The sequence below is a fragment of the Kitasatospora sp. NPDC093679 genome, from assembly GCF_040683455.1.
Classification (GTDB): Bacteria; Actinomycetota; Actinomycetes; order Streptomycetales; family Streptomycetaceae; genus Kitasatospora; species Kitasatospora arboriphila.
This window is the reverse complement of the sequence record NZ_JBFBDW010000001.1, coordinates 264,125-279,204: the sequence shown is the minus strand read 5'-3', so window position 1 is coordinate 279,204 and position 15,080 is coordinate 264,125. Positions and strand designations below refer to the sequence as shown.

The 15,080-nt window shown below is 74.8% G+C and carries 20 protein-coding genes, 1 pseudogene and 1 riboswitch; of the genes and pseudogenes, 8 read left to right on the top strand and 13 right to left on the bottom strand.

Features of this window, described 5'->3' with window-relative positions:
• Nucleotides 1-580: 580 nt before the first annotated feature.
• Both AB0O09_RS01265 and AB0O09_RS01260 read left to right on the top strand, forming a co-directional pair.
• Complete coding sequence (locus AB0O09_RS01265; RefSeq protein WP_363538961.1) at nt 581-1,225, top strand: HAD family acid phosphatase; 645 nt, start codon at nt 581-583, stop codon at nt 1,223-1,225.
• A gap of 132 nt (nt 1,226-1,357) precedes the next feature.
• Entirely contained in the window at nt 1,358-1,729 is a 372-nt protein-coding gene (locus AB0O09_RS01260; RefSeq protein ID WP_363538959.1) for a hypothetical protein, read from the top strand.
• Nucleotides 1,730-1,783: 54 nt separating this feature from the next.
• Here AB0O09_RS01260 and AB0O09_RS01255 read toward each other — a convergent pair whose 3' ends face one another.
• Complete coding sequence (locus AB0O09_RS01255) at nt 1,784-2,227, bottom strand: MarR family transcriptional regulator (RefSeq protein ID WP_363538957.1); 444 nt, start codon at nt 2,225-2,227, stop codon at nt 1,784-1,786.
• Nucleotides 2,228-2,622: 395 nt separating this feature from the next.
• Between AB0O09_RS01255 and AB0O09_RS01250 the strand changes: the two genes are divergently transcribed.
• A complete protein-coding gene (locus tag AB0O09_RS01250) occupies nt 2,623-3,804 on the top strand; it encodes a S1 family peptidase (protein WP_363538955.1) in 1,182 nt (393 codons plus the stop codon).
• 88 nt (nt 3,805-3,892) lie between these two features.
• Here AB0O09_RS01250 and AB0O09_RS01245 read toward each other — a convergent pair whose 3' ends face one another.
• The 4 genes from AB0O09_RS01245 to AB0O09_RS01230 all read right to left on the bottom strand — a co-directional run bounded on the left by AB0O09_RS01245 (nt 3,893) and on the right by AB0O09_RS01230 (nt 5,762).
• A complete protein-coding gene (locus AB0O09_RS01245) occupies nt 3,893-4,144 on the bottom strand; it encodes a gas vesicle protein GvpG (RefSeq protein WP_363538953.1) in 252 nt (83 codons plus the stop codon).
• Between the two features lie 10 nt (nt 4,145-4,154).
• Entirely contained in the window at nt 4,155-4,868 is a 714-nt protein-coding gene (locus AB0O09_RS01240; RefSeq protein WP_363538951.1) for a GvpL/GvpF family gas vesicle protein, read from the bottom strand.
• Between the two features lie 3 nt (nt 4,869-4,871).
• Nucleotides 4,872-5,318: a gas vesicle protein GvpJ gene (gene gvpJ / locus AB0O09_RS01235; RefSeq protein WP_363538949.1), complete on the bottom strand. Its 447-nt coding sequence runs from the start codon at nt 5,316-5,318 to the stop codon at nt 4,872-4,874.
• A 66-nt stretch (nt 5,319-5,384) separates the two neighbouring features.
• On the bottom strand, nt 5,385-5,762 hold the full coding sequence (locus AB0O09_RS01230) for a gas vesicle protein (protein ID WP_363538947.1): 378 nt from the start codon (nt 5,760-5,762) through the stop codon (nt 5,385-5,387).
• A 615-nt stretch (nt 5,763-6,377) separates the two neighbouring features.
• Between AB0O09_RS01230 and AB0O09_RS01225 the strand changes: the two genes are divergently transcribed.
• The 3 genes from AB0O09_RS01225 to AB0O09_RS01215 all read left to right on the top strand — a co-directional run bounded on the left by AB0O09_RS01225 (nt 6,378) and on the right by AB0O09_RS01215 (nt 7,989).
• Nucleotides 6,378-6,533, top strand: coding sequence for a DUF6131 family protein (locus tag AB0O09_RS01225; RefSeq protein WP_363538945.1), 156 nt, complete (start codon nt 6,378-6,380; stop codon nt 6,531-6,533).
• A gap of 274 nt (nt 6,534-6,807) precedes the next feature.
• Nucleotides 6,808-6,966: riboswitch (cobalamin riboswitch) on the top strand.
• Between the two features lie 35 nt (nt 6,967-7,001).
• On the top strand, nt 7,002-7,214 hold the full coding sequence (locus AB0O09_RS01220; protein WP_363538943.1) for a CbtB domain-containing protein: 213 nt from the start codon (nt 7,002-7,004) through the stop codon (nt 7,212-7,214).
• Nucleotides 7,215-7,224: 10 nt separating this feature from the next.
• Nucleotides 7,225-7,989: a CbtA family protein gene (locus tag AB0O09_RS01215; RefSeq protein ID WP_363538941.1), complete on the top strand. Its 765-nt coding sequence runs from the start codon at nt 7,225-7,227 to the stop codon at nt 7,987-7,989.
• Nucleotides 7,990-8,129: 140 nt separating this feature from the next.
• Here the strand turns inward: AB0O09_RS01215 and AB0O09_RS01210 are convergent, their stop codons facing one another.
• The 3 genes from AB0O09_RS01210 to AB0O09_RS01200 form a co-directional block, all read right to left on the bottom strand.
• Entirely contained in the window at nt 8,130-8,375 is a 246-nt protein-coding gene (locus tag AB0O09_RS01210; RefSeq protein WP_363538939.1) for a hypothetical protein, read from the bottom strand.
• 149 nt (nt 8,376-8,524) lie between these two features.
• The gene (locus AB0O09_RS01205; protein WP_363538937.1) at nt 8,525-9,640 is read right to left on the bottom strand and encodes an inorganic phosphate transporter; all 1,116 of its coding nucleotides are present in this window, start codon (nt 9,638-9,640) and stop codon (nt 8,525-8,527) included.
• A 176-nt stretch (nt 9,641-9,816) separates the two neighbouring features.
• Nucleotides 9,817-10,380: a PadR family transcriptional regulator gene (locus AB0O09_RS01200; protein ID WP_344626461.1), complete on the bottom strand. Its 564-nt coding sequence runs from the start codon at nt 10,378-10,380 to the stop codon at nt 9,817-9,819.
• A 116-nt stretch (nt 10,381-10,496) separates the two neighbouring features.
• On the opposite strand from AB0O09_RS01200, the gene AB0O09_RS01195 reads away from it, so the two are divergent.
• Entirely contained in the window at nt 10,497-10,898 is a 402-nt protein-coding gene (locus tag AB0O09_RS01195; protein WP_363538935.1) for a nuclear transport factor 2 family protein, read from the top strand.
• Nucleotides 10,899-10,970: 72 nt separating this feature from the next.
• On the opposite strand, the gene AB0O09_RS01190 is transcribed toward AB0O09_RS01195, so the two are convergent.
• Both AB0O09_RS01190 and AB0O09_RS01185 read right to left on the bottom strand, forming a co-directional pair.
• Complete coding sequence (locus AB0O09_RS01190) at nt 10,971-11,357, bottom strand: VOC family protein (RefSeq protein ID WP_199923038.1); 387 nt, start codon at nt 11,355-11,357, stop codon at nt 10,971-10,973.
• A gap of 46 nt (nt 11,358-11,403) precedes the next feature.
• The gene (locus AB0O09_RS01185; RefSeq protein ID WP_344626459.1) at nt 11,404-12,006 is read right to left on the bottom strand and encodes a TetR/AcrR family transcriptional regulator; all 603 of its coding nucleotides are present in this window, start codon (nt 12,004-12,006) and stop codon (nt 11,404-11,406) included.
• A gap of 171 nt (nt 12,007-12,177) precedes the next feature.
• Between AB0O09_RS01185 and AB0O09_RS01180 the strand changes: the two genes are divergently transcribed.
• On the top strand, nt 12,178-12,984 hold the full coding sequence (locus tag AB0O09_RS01180) for a class I SAM-dependent methyltransferase (RefSeq protein WP_363538932.1): 807 nt from the start codon (nt 12,178-12,180) through the stop codon (nt 12,982-12,984).
• 58 nt (nt 12,985-13,042) lie between these two features.
• Here AB0O09_RS01180 and AB0O09_RS01175 read toward each other — a convergent pair whose 3' ends face one another.
• The 3 genes and pseudogenes from AB0O09_RS01175 to AB0O09_RS01165 all read right to left on the bottom strand — a co-directional run.
• On the bottom strand, nt 13,043-14,299 hold the full coding sequence (locus AB0O09_RS01175) for a ferritin-like domain-containing protein (protein ID WP_363538930.1): 1,257 nt from the start codon (nt 14,297-14,299) through the stop codon (nt 13,043-13,045).
• A gap of 260 nt (nt 14,300-14,559) precedes the next feature.
• Nucleotides 14,560-14,844, bottom strand: coding sequence for a DUF5990 family protein (locus AB0O09_RS01170; protein WP_363538928.1), 285 nt, complete (start codon nt 14,842-14,844; stop codon nt 14,560-14,562).
• A gap of 47 nt (nt 14,845-14,891) precedes the next feature.
• Nucleotides 14,892-15,011: pseudogene (locus AB0O09_RS01165) on the bottom strand (monooxygenase); the annotation flags it as partial.
• Between the last annotated feature and the right edge of the window lie 69 nt (nt 15,012-15,080).

Below are 15,080 nucleotides of genomic sequence, written 5' to 3'. Positions count from 1 at the left end.
CCGGACGCCGGTGGGGGCCGGACATCCTTGCGCAAGATTGATGAAACTTGCTGGAAACTTTCTGATCGCTGACCGTAGAGCTCTGATGAGTGCCCGTCAAGGCTTCGGCCCCCCTTCACCACCCACCACGGCCCGCCGGCGCTCCGGTTCGCCGACTTCGAGGACCGACAGGTACGCGCGCGAGCCGCCCCGGCGACGCCGACGTCGTACGACGACCCCGAGATCGAGGCCGTCCGGTTGCCTCGAGCCCCCAGCCGCCCGACGGCCCGGAGAACGGCAGCCACCCGGGACGGAGGGTCCGGAGCGGAGGGTCACCCCTGGCGGCCGGGCCACCGGGCAGGGCGCCTCAGGCCAGTTATTGAGCGCTACCGGCACTCGCCCCCGCCGGCCTGCGAGTCCGTGCGCGATCACGGCCCCGGGCCCCCCGCCGACCGGTCGGGCCGGGCCGGACACCCCGACTCCCCCATCGGGCAGGAGGGTTCGGATCCGGCCCCGGCCGCAATGATCTTCGCCCAATGTCTACCGACAAGTAACCCCGATGGGCCATCCTGCTTCCACCCTCACTCAAAGGAGCATGAGCATGGCAGGACGTATCGGTGTGCGGCATCTCGCGGTCGCGGCGGCGGCCGGGGGCGTACTGCTCGTCGGGGTGGCGCAGCCGGCCTCCGCCGCCACGGGGTCGCCGGCCGCGGCGCCCGCGGCCGCCCCGGCGCAGAGCCTGGGCCGGCCGAGCGTGCCGTACGAGACGTGGCTGAAGGACGTTCAGGCGGTCGCGGACTCGGCGGGTGCGTACCTGCAGGCGAGAGTTCCGCAGGCGCCGACGACCTACCGGCCCGCGATCGTCCTCGACATCGACAACACCTCGCTGGAGACCGACTACACGCCCTCCTACCCGACCCCGGCGATCGCCGCGGTGCTGGAGGTGGTGCGGGCGGCGCACGACCGCGGGGTGAAGGTCTTCTTCGTCACCGCCCGGCCAGACTTCATCGACGCGTTCACCCGGTACAACCTGACGAAGGTGGGCTACCCGGTGGACGGGCTGTACGGCCGGTCGCTGTGGGACCTCTTCCAGGAGACCGGGGCGTTCAAGACCGCGAAGCGCCAGGAGATCGAGCGCAACGGGTACACGATCGTCGCCAACATCGGCAACAACACCACGGACCTGGTGGGCGGCCACGCCGAGCGGACCTTCAAGCTGCCCGACTACGGCGGCACGCTCTCCTGAGGTCCTCTGCCGGTCGAATGCCGGTCGGACGCCCCCGGGCCGCACCGCCCGGGAGCGCCCGACCGACCGGCCCGGGCCCGGGCGCAGCAGTCCGGCAGGGCACCCGCCCCGGGCGGCGCATACGGTGGCCCGGTGAACGGTGACTCGGAGACCCTGGACACGGAAGCGCTTCACACGGTCGGGGTCCGCTCGGCCGACGACGTCCGCGAGGCCCTCGAATGGCTCGGGACGTGTTCGCGCATCGAGGAGATCGGGCCGGGCGGACGGGGTGCGGCGGCGGCCTACCGCTGGGCCCTCGACGGCTCCGCGCCGCGGCCCTCCGACGGCGCCCGCGGCCCGCGGGACAGCGGTCCCGCGGCGGACCGGGAGCGGCTCGGCACCGAGGAGCGCGCCGCCCTCGCCGCCGCGCACGACGCGGCGCGCAGCGACGAGGAACGGGACTTCGCGCACGGCGCGGCGCAGGCCCTGGGGTGGATCCTCGGGCACACCGGCGTCCGCTTCTGACCCCCGCCTCCGAGGTGGGCGGGGTCGGCGGGGCCGGCTGCGAACGCGCCTCGGTCAGCCGAACGGGCCGTCGGTGGTGAAGCGGTGCAGGTGGCGGGCGAAGGCCTCGGCCTCGCCCGGGGGCCAGTCGGCCAGGGCGTCCGCGATGCGGTCCGCGAGCCGGGTGCGTAGTTCCGCGACGGCCTGCCGGCCCTGCCCGGTCAGCACGAGCAGCTGTGCGCGCCGGTCGCCGGGGTCGGGTTCCCGGCGGACGAGGCCGGCCTCCTCCAGACGGGACGCGCGGCGGGTGACGCCGGACCGGTCGATGCCGACCTCGGGTGCCAGGTCGGCGGCGCTGCGCGGCCCCGTGCGGGCGAGGGCGCTGAGCACCGGGTAGGTCGTTTCGTCCAGGGCCTCGCCCATGCCTTCGGTCAGCCGGCGGTGCAACTGCGTGCGCGTGGTGCGGCGCAGCAGGACGCCCAGGGATTCCGCGATCTCCTGGCCCACTTCGTTCTCCATGCCTCCAGATTAGCGTGCGAGTCGCACGCATTGCCTGGCGACCCGGGGCCGGTACGGCGACTGTCGCATGCCACTGAGAGCGCGATCACGCCTGCTCCGAACCGGGCCCCCCTGGCGCGACCAGGGACAACACCCGGACGGTCGACGGCGGCACCGACCTCGCACGACTCCCGGCCGCGCCCCGGCCGGGGACCACGCCGCCGAAGGCTACCCGTCACGGGGCGGGGCCGACCCCAGGGTCATCGGCAACTCCGCATCCAGGATGCCTTGTTGAACTTCTTGACGTGAACATACAGCGCTGTAAAGCTCATCACACCGGTCTGGACCAGTACCTCTGAAAGCGCTCTCCCCATGCAGGCCCCACGCCTGCCCCCGAACCGAGGAGAACCCACGCAATGAGGCACGTCAACGGCATCCGGGCGGTCCTTCCCGCCCTGCTCGCCCTCACCTCCCTGGGCTTCGGCCTCTCCCCCGCGGCGGCCGCCCCGGACACCGCACCGGCGGCGGCCGCCGCGCGGCCCGCCCCCGCCGCCGACCCGGGGCTGGTCGACGCCCTCCGACGCGACCTGGGGCTGACTCCGGATCAGGCCCGCACCCGTCTCGACCAGGAGGCGACCGCGGCCCGGCTGCTGCCCCGGGTGCGCGACCTCGCGGGCTCCGCCTACGGCGGCGCCTGGTTCGACCCGGTCCGGGGCCGCCTGGTCGTCGGGCTCACCGACTCCGCGCACGCCGCGGCCGTCCGGGCCACCGGTGCGGCGACCGCCCCGGTGGCCCGCACCGAGGCCGCCCTCGACGGGGCGAAGGCCGCCGTGGACACCGTGAGCAGGAACCGTCCCGCCCCGGCCGCGGTCACCGGCTGGCGGGTCGACCCCCGCCGCAACGCGGTGGTCGTCACCGTGGCGGCCGGCAGCAGGACGGACGGCCGGGTGAAGGCGTTCCTGGACGCCGCCGCGGCCGCCGGGCCGGTCGCGGTGGAGGAGACCGCGCAGCAGGCCCCGCGCACCCTCTCGGCAGGTGTGGTCGGCGGCGACCCGTACTACATCAACGGCAACACCCGGTGCTCCATCGGCTTCGCCGTCCAGGGCGGGTTCGTCAGCGCCGGCCACTGCGGCCGGGCCGGCAGCAGCGTCGTCGGCTGGGACGGCTCGGCGATGGGCTCGTTCGTCGACTCGTCCTTCCCCGGCAACGACTACTCCTACATCCGCATCGGCAACGGCTGGTGGACGGTTCCGGTCGTGCTCGGCTGGGGCACGGTCAGCGACGTGCTCGTCCGCGGCTCCTGGCAGGCGCCGGTCGGCTCGTCGGTGTGCCGGTCCGGCTCCACGACGCACTGGCACTGCGGCACCGTCCTCGGCCTCAACGAGACGGTCAACTACAGCCAGGGCGCGGTCTACCAGCTGACCCGCACCAGCGTGTGCGCCGAACCCGGCGACTCCGGCGGCTCGTTCGTCACCGGCGACCAGGCCCAGGGCGTCACCTCGGGCGGCTGGGGCAACTGCTCCTCCGGCGGCCAGACCTGGTTCCAGCCGGTCAACGAGATCCTCTCCCGCTACGGCCTGACCCTGGTCACCGCCTGACGCACCGCCGCCCCGCACCGCTCCACGGCCGGGCGCCCGCACCGTGCAGGGTGCGGGCGCCCGGCCCGCCGGCCTCCGCGGGCGGGTCTCACCCGCCGCGGGAGGCCCAGAAGAGCCGGATCTCGTCGAGCCGGTCCAGCAGTTCCTCCTCGCGCTCCTCGAAGGCGGCCTCGTCGATGCGCCCGGCGAGCAGGTCCCGTTCGAGCGCCTTGAGCTCCTCCTCGACGGGCGCCGGGTCGTAGAAGGTCTGCTCGGCGGCCTCCGCGACCCGCTCGGCGACCCACACCACGCCGCGCACGGGTGCGAGCGGCAGGGTGAGCAGACCGGTCAGCAGACCCATGGCCCGCCCCCTACTGGACGAAGCTGTAGGGCGGGAGCGGCCCGTGCACCCGCAGGGTGCAGTCCTCGCCCCAGCGCCCGGCCAGCTCCGCGGCCGCGGCCCGGAACCCGTCCTGCCGGTCCGCCTCGACCAGGAAGGAGCCGCTGACGAAGTCGTTCCCGGCGGGTTCGTTCTCCCGCGTCTCGCGCGCCAGCGGGCTCAGTTCGTCGAGGAGTTCGGCGGCGGCGGCGCGGTTGCGCTGCTGGATCCCGTCGGCCACCAGCTCGCCCAGCCTGATCTTCGGTGCGGGGTCGGGGCTCCGCCGGGTCTCCTCGTTCAGCCGCCGGGCCTCGGCGGAGTCCCGGAGGATCCGCCGGAGCAGGGCGTCCTCGTCGAAGGAGGCCTTGACGAGGTACTCGGCGCAGCCGTCCAGGGCGGACAGGCGTTCCCGGTAGGCGTCGACCTGCTGGTCGAGGACGCCGATGACCTCCTGGTCGTCGGCCGCGACGGCGCCGAACCGCAGGGGCAGGACGGGGCCTTCGGACATCAGGCGTTCGAGCACCTCCTGGTGGGCCACGAGGTCGCGCCGGCGTGCCCGGAGTCCTTCGGGTGCGTGGCTGACCACGGCCTTCAGGCCGGACCCGGTGAGGGCGCGCAGTTCTTCGGGCGGGGAGCCGACGCCGGTCAGCTTGCGCAGCCGCGCGGGGTGACTGTCGGCGGTGATCGCGTACACGTAGACGGACATGGCTCACTCCTCCCTCGACCGGGTGGCCCGCCGGGCGCGCGGTCTCTCGCGCCTCTCGCGCGGTTCGGGCTCCTCGTCCCCGCCCTGGAGCTTCTCGCGGACGGTGTCGGTGACCGCTTCGACGGCACCGGTGATCGCGCCCTTGCTCTTGCCGCGGGATCCGCCCTCGCTGATCTCGCCGACCAGGTCCGGCAGTTTGGCGGGGGCCTTGCGGCCCGATTCCAGGTCCAGCCGGTTGCAGGCCTCGGCGAAGCGCAGGTAGGTGTCCACGCTGGCGACGACCACCCGGGCGTCGATCTTCAGGATCTCGATGCCGACCAGGGAGACCCGGACGAACACGTCGATGACCAGTCCCCGGTCCAGGATCAGTTCGACGACGTCGTACAGCGTGCCGGTGCTCGCGCCTCCGGTGGTCACACTGCCTCCGCCGCTCTGCGGCACCACGGTCACGGCGCCTCCTCTCGTCGGCCGCGTGCTGTACCGCGGCTCCTGTTCGGTCCGTCGTCGCTGCCGGAACTACCCCCGGCGCCGGTCGACCTCGGCCCGCGTGTAGCGGCGGGTCCGCTCGTAGCCGACCAGCTCCCCGTCCTCGTCCAGCTGCACCCGGTAGCTCGCCAGGACGCTGCTGGTCTCCGGGATCCGCTCGACCTCGACCACTTCCACCTCGGCCTGCCAGCCCTCCTCCGTGCGGCGCAGTCCGGAGACGGACTCCGGCGACCTTCCGAGGAGTTCGGCCAGTTGCGAGGCCGCGGTGCGCATCGCCTGCGCGGCGGACACCCGGCGTCCGCCCGTCCGGGCGGGTCGGGCGTCGCCGTCGTCGGCGGCTCGCGCGGAGCCGTCGGTGCGGCCGGTACGCCGGCGCGGTGGCTCGGTGTCTCGGGCTTCGCGGGGCATGGTCCTGTCCCTCCGTTGCCGTGGGTCAAACGGCGCATACCCGTCTCAATCACTTCAAACAGGTCATTCCGCCCACGGCCCGGCTCCGGTGCCGACGGCCGCGCCGGCGGCGACGGTCCGCGGAGGGCCGGATGCGCACGGTCACGGCGGCAGCGCCCGGGCCCGTCCGGCCCGTCCCCCGAAACGGCCGTCGGGAAGCTCCAGCCGCGCCGGTACAGCCCGTCCCGGGCCGACGACGGCGAGCACCGCCGGTTCTCGGTCGAGCGGGTGCGCGGTGCGGCCGGCGACCTCGACGGCGAGACGTCCACGCCGCTGGAGGACGCCGGACGGCCGGTGGTGTTCGCCGGCGCGGGCACCGGGATCGCCTCCGGGGCGGGGATGCTCTCGCACCCGGTCGCGGCCGAGTCCGGACTGCAGGCCGGCCCGACCGAGGGCCGACCTGACGCGACGGCCGACCCGGGCCGACGTTTACGGTGGCCACGCCGCGGTATACGCGCTGGTCAGCAGGCAGGGCCCGGACCACGGTGCCGGTCCCGGCCGGGAGGCGGACCGGCTCCAGGCATCTCCCCGGACCGCCTCCCCCACACGGCCCGCCGCACATCCAAGGAGGCCACCGTGATCATCCTCGGCGTCATTCTGCTCATCATCGGCTTCGCCACCGGCATCGGGTTCCTGTGGACCATCGGCATCATCCTCGCCCTCATCGGCCTCGTCCTGTGGGTCGCCGGCCTCACCGGCCACGCCGCCGGCGGCCGCCGTCACTACTACTGATCCGGTCACGGCCGGCTCACCGGCGGCGCCGCGGACCCCCTCCGCAGCGCCGCCGCCGTGTCCGCCCCGGAGCGTCCACCCCCGGGGAGGGCGGCCGAGCGGCGGACCGCGCTCCGGACGGGCGAGTTGAGTGGCCGTCCGGAGCGCCACCGCGTGGTGCGACCAACATCACGCGATCGACGCGCGCCGGCCGCAGGGCCCGCGGAACCGGCACCGCGGGCATACGAACCGGCTCCCGGTCCGCTCCGTGCTTCGCGCGCCCCCGCAACAAGCCTTGGCCCCGCCCGTCGGAGGCGGTACCTTCTCGGGCGACAACTGAAATCGACGGTGCGTGGAAGTCCGGTGAGATGCCGGCACGGTCGCGCCACTGTGAATCGGACCCCGCAGCCTGCCGGGACCGAAAGTCAGACCCGCCTCCGTCGCTCGTGCTCCACCGAACGGGACGCGTGTTCCCAAAGGAGGTCGGCCATGGCTCACCCCATCGCCCCCGCCGCTGCGCCGGCGATCACCCCCATCTCGCTGAAGACCATCCTGCCGTGGGCGGTGTTCTTCACCGTCCTCATGCTGGCCCTCGTCTACTTCGTCGGCGCCGAGCAGGGCGCGACGTCCCTCATCTCCGGCGAGGACGTGCACGAGTGGGTGCACGACGGCCGGCACCTGCTCGGCTTCCCCTGCCACTGACGGGGGCCGCGTGAACTCCGCAATCGTCAGGGGCCTCCTGGTCCGCGGCATGCTGGCCGGGCTCGCGTCCGGCCTGCTCGCCCTCGTCGTCGCCTACTTCCTCGGTGAACCGCGCATCGACGCGGCCATCGCGTACGAGGAGTCGCACTCCCACGAGCACGAGATGGAGATCGTCAGCCGGTCCCTGCAGTCCACTGCGGGCCTGGCCACCGGTGTCCTGGTGTTCGGGGTGGCGCTCGGCGGCATCGCCGCCCTCGCCTACTGCTTCGCCCTCGGCCGCGTCGGCCGCTTCACGCCGCGCGCCACCGCGGCCCTGCTGTCGGCCGCGGCGCTCGTCGCGGTCTACGTGGTGCCGTTCCTCAAGTACCCGGCCAACCCGCCGTCGGTGGGCGACCCGGAGACCATCGGCAAGCGCACCACGCTGTACTTCCTGATGACGGCCCTCAGCGTGCTGCTGGCCGTCGCCGCGGTGATCGTCGGCAAGCGCCTCGCCCCGGCCCTCGGCAACTGGTACGCCACCGTGGTGGCCGTCGCCTGCTTCGCCGTCGCGGTCGGGCTCGCGTACGCGTTCCTGCCCGCGGTCAACGAGGTCCCGGAGGACTTCTCGGCCACGCTGCTCTGGCAGTTCCGCGTCGCGGCGCTCGCCGTTCAGCTGACGCTGTGGACGTCCTTCGCCCTGGTCTTCGGCCACCTGGCCGAGCGGCTGGTCGACCCGAAGCCCGCCACCGCGACCCCGGCCGCGGGCACCTCGCCGGAGGCGGCCCCCGCGGCCTGACGTCCGACCGGCACGGCAGCACGGCACCACCACCGACGGCCGGTGGGAGCGACCCCGCGTCGCCCCCACCGGCCGTCGGCCGTGCCGGCCGGGCCGTGTCGACCGGCCCGGGCGCCGTCCGCGGGCCGGCCCGGCTCGGATCAGCCGGGGTTGACGATGACGGACACGCCCCAGCCGATCGCCGCGAGGACGACGGCGAAGCACAGAACGGCGACCGCGACGTGGAGCGGACGGGCGGCCGGGGCCCGGCCGGGATGGTCGCCCTCCCCCGCCGGGGGGTTGAGGACGCGTACGCCGACGGCGAAGAGTGCGGGGAGCCCGGCTCCGGCGAGCAGCCCCACCACGACGATCTTCCAGAGCGCGTTCAGGTTGATCCAGGAGTCCATGCGGCTCACCTCGCCTGCGGGGGATGCGGGACGGCTCGGGGCGGGTCAGACACGTCCTGGGAGCCGTCTTCGAAGGGCGCTCGGGTGGTCGGTTCAGGGGCGCGCGTGGGGACACCTGTGCGGCATCCGTACGCCTTTGACGACACGTCCTAGTCCGTCCATGCGGCGTTGACGTTCTCCGGGGTCACGGCCGGGCGCCGGGAGGCGACGTAGAAGGCGACCGAGGCCAGCACCAGCACCGCGAAGACGACGCCCACGCCGGCGGTGCCGCCGATCCCGTTCGCGACCCAGTAGGCGAGGGCGCCGACCACGGCCGCGGCCGGAAGGGTGATCAGCCAGGCCGCCACCATGCGGTGGGCGATGTGCCAGCGCACGACCGCGCCCTGTCGGCCCACCCCCGAGCCGAGGATCGAGCCGGTGGCCACGTGGGTGGTGGAGAGCGAGTAGCCGAAGTCGGTGGAGGCGAGGATGACCGCGGCGGAGGCCGACTCGGCGGCCATGCCCTGCGGCGCCTCGATCTCCACCAGCCCCTTGCCGAGCGCCCTGATCACCCGCCAGCCGCCGATGTAGGTCCCGAGCGCGATCGCCACCGCGCAGCAGGTGATCACCCAGCCCGGGGCGCTCGCCCCCGCGTGCAGCGAGCCGTTGGCGATCAGCGCCAGGGTGATGACGCCCATGGTCTTCTGCGCGTCGTTGGTGCCGTGGGCGAGCGAGACCATGCAGGCAGAGCCGACCTGGCCGAGTCTGAAGCCGTGCCGTCGCGGGCCCTCGGCCGTGCGGCGGGTGATCCGCAGGACGAGGTAGGTGCCGAGCGCGGCGACCGACCCGGCGATGAAGGGCGACAGCGCGGCGGGCACGATCACCTTGGCGACCAGGCCCTGCCATTTGACGGCCGAGGCTCCGGCCGCCGCCATGGTCGCCCCGATCACCCCGCCGACCAGTGCGTGCGAGGAGCTGGAGGGGATCCCGAAGTACCACGTGGTCAGGTTCCACAGGATGCTGCCGGCCAGGCCCGCCATGACCACGGTGAGGGTCACGTCGGCGCTGTCGACCAGTCCGCTCGCGATGGTCGCCGCGACCGCGGTCGACAGGAAGGCGCCGACCAGGTTGAGGACGGCGGAGACGGCCACCGCCACACGCGGCCGGAGGGCTCCGGTGACGATGGAGGTCGCCATGGCGTTGCCGGTGTCGTGGAATCCGTTGGTGAAGTCGAAGCCGAGCGCGGTGGCGACCACCAGCGCCAGGACTGCGTCGTTGCCGGTCACGTGTACGAACGTATCCGCATGCCCCCCGCCCCGCTCCACGACACTCGGGCGTGTCGCCCGTCGACGCGCCGATCGTTCGTGCCGGGACCTCCGCGCTCCCGGGTCGGGGCCGTTCGGTGACCGGGCGTCACCCGTCCGTCACGGTCTCCCCGTGGCGACGGGCCGTTCGCCGCACGTCACTGCAGGGCGGCGGCGCGGCGGTCGAGGACGGCCAGGGCGCGCCGTCCCCAGCGGATGTTCTCCTCCTCGAAGGCGAGGCCGCGCAGCAGCGTGAGGTAGGGGCCGATGCGCTCGGCGCCGGCGAGGAACTCGTCCTCGGTGCGGCCGTCGAGGAGCCGCGCCCGCAGCCGTTCCCAGCGGGCGATCTTCGCCTCGGCCCAGGCGATCCGTTCGGCGACGGCCGCCCGTACGGCGCCGGCGTCGCCCGCGTCCACCGCCTGCACCTTGACCATCAGCTCGTCGCGGATCGCGCCGGGGCGCAGCGGTTCGGCGGTGAACTCGCGCAGGTGCCGGCGGCCCTGCTCGGTGAGCGAGAAGAGCCGCTTGTTGGGGCGGCGTTCCTGTTCGACGACGCGGGCCCGGACGAGCCCTTCGGCCTCCATCCGGTCGAGCTCCCGGTAGAGCTGCTGCGGGGTGGCCATCCAGAAGTTCGCGACGGATGCGTCGAACTCCTTGGCCAGGTCGTACCCGGACGCCTCGCCCTCCAGCAGTGCGGCCATCACCGCGTTGCGCAACGCCATCCCGACAGGGTAGCGCCGCCGGTCCGGGCGCCTCTGGACAGCGGCCGGGAAACCCGCCTAGCCTCCTCCACACCTATTCAAAAAGTTGAGTATCTCCCCCACCCGGAGGTGGCCGGATGCACCCCTTCCGCGAGGCCGTCGAGCGGCGCGACCCGGCGGCGGTCGAGGCCCTGCTCGCCGAGGACGTCGTCTTCACCAGCCCCGTCGCCTTCAAGCCCTACGCGGGCCGGGCGATCACGGCGGCGATCCTGCGCGCCGTGATGCAGGTCTTCGAGGACTTCCGCTACGTCCGGGAGTTCGCGAGCGAGGACGGCCGCGGGCACGCGCTCGCCTTCACCGCGACGGTCGACGGCCGCCGGGTGGACGGCTGCGACTTCCTGCACCTGGACGAGGACGGCCTGATCGACGACTTCACGGTGATGGTCCGTCCGCTGTCCGGCGCCCACGCGCTGGCCGAGGCGATGGGCGCCCGGTTCGAGCAGATCACCCGCGAGGCGGTGGAGGCGGCGGCACGCTGACGCACGCGCGCCGGGGCGGGCGGTGCGGGGCACCGCACCGCCCGCCCCGGCCGTCCGGCGGCCCGTCGGGCGTCAGCCCTCGGTCCGCTCGGTCACGCAGAGGACGTTCCCTTCGCTGTCCTTGAACCAGGCGGCCCGCATCCCCTCGGCCTCCGCGACGCCGTCGACCGTCTTCAGGCCGGGCAGGTCGTAGTCCTCGAAGGTGACGCCGCGGTCGCGCAGCTCCTTCATCTCGGCGTCGAGACTGGCGACCTTCCAGCTGGCCAGGGTGTGCCCGGCCTGGCCGCCGTACGGCGTCTCGTACATCCCGAACCGGGTGCCGCCGCACTCGAAGGTGACCTCGTGCTCCGCCTCCTCGGCGAGCGTGAGCCCCAGGGTGTCGCGGTAGAACGCCTTCGCCCGTTCCAGGTCGGCGGCCGGAACGACCGCGAACAACGGCGCATCAGCAAGCATGTCCATCGCCTCCTCCTCCCAGGCTAGGCCCACTCCTCGGGATCGTGCCGGGTCAGCGGGCCAGGCCGTGCAGGAGCAGCTCGGCGAGGTGGGCGTAGGCGTCCGCGTCGGCCAGCCCGGTGGCGGCCGCCACCTGCCGCTGCTGGATCCGCACCATCACCGAGGTGATCACGTCGGCGGCGAAGGCCACGTGGACCTCGCGGAAGGCGCCGTCGGCGACGCCCTCGTCGATGAGCTCCTGCACCCGCCGGGCCGCGGCCCGGGTGTTGCGCTCGTACACCTCGGCGGCCGGCTCGAACGCCGCCACGTCGTCGAAGAAGCGGCCGGACACCGGGGAGAGTTCGGCGGCCACCGCCCGCAGGTACGCGGCGAGCCGGCCGGCCGGGTCGGTCTCGGCGGCGAGCGCCGCCTCCACCCGGACGGTCGCGCGGCGGAAGAAGTGCACCACGGCCGCCCGGACGAGCTGCTCCTTGCTGCCGGCCAGGCCGTACAGCGTGCGCTTGGAACACCGCAGCCGGGCGGCCAGGTCGTCCAGGGTCAGCTGGGCGAACCCCTCGGCGATCAGCAGGGCCGTCAGCTCCTCGAAGAGCTCGGTGCGGCGGGCCGCGCCGCGTCCGGTGAGCCTCGGGCCGTCCACGCTTGGGGTCTCGATCACCCGACCAGTATTCCAGGGGTGATCGCGCCGCCCGCCGCCGCACCGGCACCGGCACCGGCACCGCGGTACGGGCCGGGGCCCTCACCCGCGGCCCGGCCCGCACGCGCGGCGCGCACCGCCGCGGCGGCCCTACGCTCGGAAGGTCGGACACCGCAGGGACGGGAGGCCGCCATGGGCGTCGATCCGGCGAGGACGGAACGGGGCGGGTACGGCGAGGCGCTGTTCGAGCCGTGGCAGCCCGGCGAGGGCGGGCGCATCGACCTGGGCGCGCTGGCCTACGACGGCACCACCCGCCGCAGGCTGCTCGCCGCCGGGGCCGGGCCGGGCGTCCGCTGCCTGGAGATCGGTGCGGGCACCGGCACCGTCGCCCGTTGGCTGGCCGAGGAGGCGGGCGCCGCCGAGGTGCTCGCGGTCGACCGGGACGTCCGCTTCCTGGAGGCGCATGCCGGCGGGGCGCTGCGCACCCTGGCCGCCGACGTCACCGCGCCGGACTTCGACCCGGGCCGGTTCGACCTGGTGCACGCGCGCTTCGTGCTGATGCACGTCCCCGACCACCGGCGGCTGGCGGCCCGGCTCTGCGGGTTCCTGGCGCCCGGCGGCCGCCTGGTGCTCGGCGACGCGGTGGACCTCACCTCCGCCGGGCCCCCGGACACCCCGTACCGGCTGGCGATGCGGGCCATGTGGCGGGCGCTGCGGGAGACCATCGGCACCGACGTCAGCTGGACGCCGCAGTACCCGCGGCTGCTGGCGGAACTCGGCCTGACGGACGTCGGGGCCGAGATCACGGTGCCCCCGCTGACCCGCGGCAGCCCGATCGCGGAGTTCTGGCTGGACACCTGGCGGCGCTCCCGCCCGGCCGTGCTGGCCACCGGCCTGGTCACCCCCGACCAACTGACCCGCGCGGAGCGGGCGCTGGCCGAGGGCACCGCGGCCGACCTCTCCCCCGGCCTGATCACCGCCTGGGGCCGCCGCGGCTGACCCGGCACCGGCCGGCCGCGGCCGCGGCTCCGGCGGTCACGCCCTCTCCTCCGGCCGGTCAGGACAGCCCGGCCGGGCGGCGGGTGAGGACGCGGAACTGCGGGCCGTACACACCGCTGCCGTCGGGCAGCGGGATCTCCATCAGGGCGAGGGCGGGCTCCTCCAGGGCGCGCATCGACCGGACGGCGCCGTCCAGCGCGTGCGGATCGCCGATCGCCCAGGCGCCCTCCAGGGCGTGCACCACCCGGCTGAACAGCAGGTCGAACCGGCCGAGCAGCTGGCCGGCCGCGGGCGGCGGGTCCGGCCAGCCGCCGGCCGGCACCACGCCCATCGGCCTGGCGTCGGGGAAGGGCACCGGGTCGCCGTCGTAGCCCCAGCGGTCGGCCGAGGCCACCACCCGGCGTTCGTGGAAGATCTCGCCGAAGGCGTAGTAGTGGGCGGGCGCGCCGTGGCCCGCGGGGACGTCCGGGCTGGCCGAGGTGCCCTCGCCCTGCTCCTTGATCACCTCCAGCGCCTCGTCCACGTCCGCCAGGGTGGCCGTCGGCCGCAGCACGTCGGGCCCGATCCGGACGGACAGCTGGCCGGCCGTGTCGAGGACCGGCCGGACCTCGTGGAAGGCGTCCTGCAGCGCGGTGTAGAAGGTGCCGATGGTCGGCCCGGACTCCCGGACGAGCGGCAGCTCCGGGGCCTCGATCGCCATCAGCACGTCCCGCACGTACGCCTTGCTCAGGCCGGAGAGGTACACGGTGAGGTCGGGGCGGACGCCTCCGGGCAGCGGGCCCGGGTAGCCGAGGACGGAGGAGGCGATCCGCGGCCGGCCGCCGACCGCGGTGAGCAGGTTGCAGGTCAGTCCCATGTGGAACATCTCGTCGCCGACGATGCCCTGGATCAGCCGGGCGGGCTCGCTCGTCCGGTCCTTGACCGACCACCAGGCGCAGAGGTACGGCGGGATGGTCGCGAGTTCCACGGCGACGGCGATCTGCAGGGCGCGCCGGAGCCAGCGGACGTCCCGCGGGCCCGGCGCGCTCAGCAGCCGGGCCACCGCGTCGCCGTCGGCGGCCGGTTCGGGGACGTCGGTCGGGTCCGGGACGGCCGCCCACGGGTCCGCCGCCGTCGGGTACCCGGCCGTCGGGTACGCGGCCGTCGGGTACGCGGCCGTCGGCAGGTCCGGCGGCGGGAGGGGCGGCGCGGCGGCGGCCTCCGGGGTGGGCAGCAGGGCGGGGAGGGCGGCGAGGCCCGCCGACTTGAGGAAGCCCCGGCGCCCGATGGGTGTGCCCGGCGGCCGGGCGGGACCGTCCTCGGCTGCGTCGACCACGTGCGGCTCCCTCCCGACTGCGTCGCCCGGCTGCGGCTGCGCCGGTGCAACCCGAGGACCCGCCTCCCGGCCTCCGGGGCGGTCGGTCGTCGGACATCGGCTGAGACCGCCGACGCTACCCAGCGGGCCGGGGACGGGGCACGTACCGCCACCGTGTCCGGCCGAGCCGTCACCCGGGGAGAGCACCGGACCGGCCCCGCACGGCGCACCGGCGGGAGCACCCGGTGGTCGGGGGTGGTCGGGCGGTGACCGGCCCGTGCTCAGCCGGCGGACCAGGTGACCGCCGGCGGGCGGACGGCGGCGCAGAGCGGCTGCCCCTGCCGTCGGTGAGCCCCAGCCCGGGCGACCGGCAGTCCGGACGCCACCGCCGCCTCGACGGTCTCCGGGGCGACGGCGTCCAGCATCAGCTTGGCGCGGCGGAACATCGTGAAGCCCCCTGACCCGTCGACCGTGCCCCGGGACAGGTGGACGAACCGGGCGTACGGACCGCCCTGGAGGTGGGGTCCGCGCAGGTCGACGCCGCGCGGGCCGCGGACGGGGTGCACCGGAGCGTCCAGCTCGCCGACGGCGCGTCACCGGGCTGCAGGCCGAGCAGGTCCTCCGGCCGGCCGCGGCGCGGCACCCCGACGTGGATGCCGGCCGCGCCGGGGAAACCCGGGCCGGGGGCGCAGTCGCGGCCGGCCAGGTCGGTGGCGTCGATCCGCGCTTCCATGCCGCCACCGTCCCGCGGCGGGCCGCCCGCCGGAACGCCGACGAGCCGGCCCGGCAGCGGTGCCGGGCC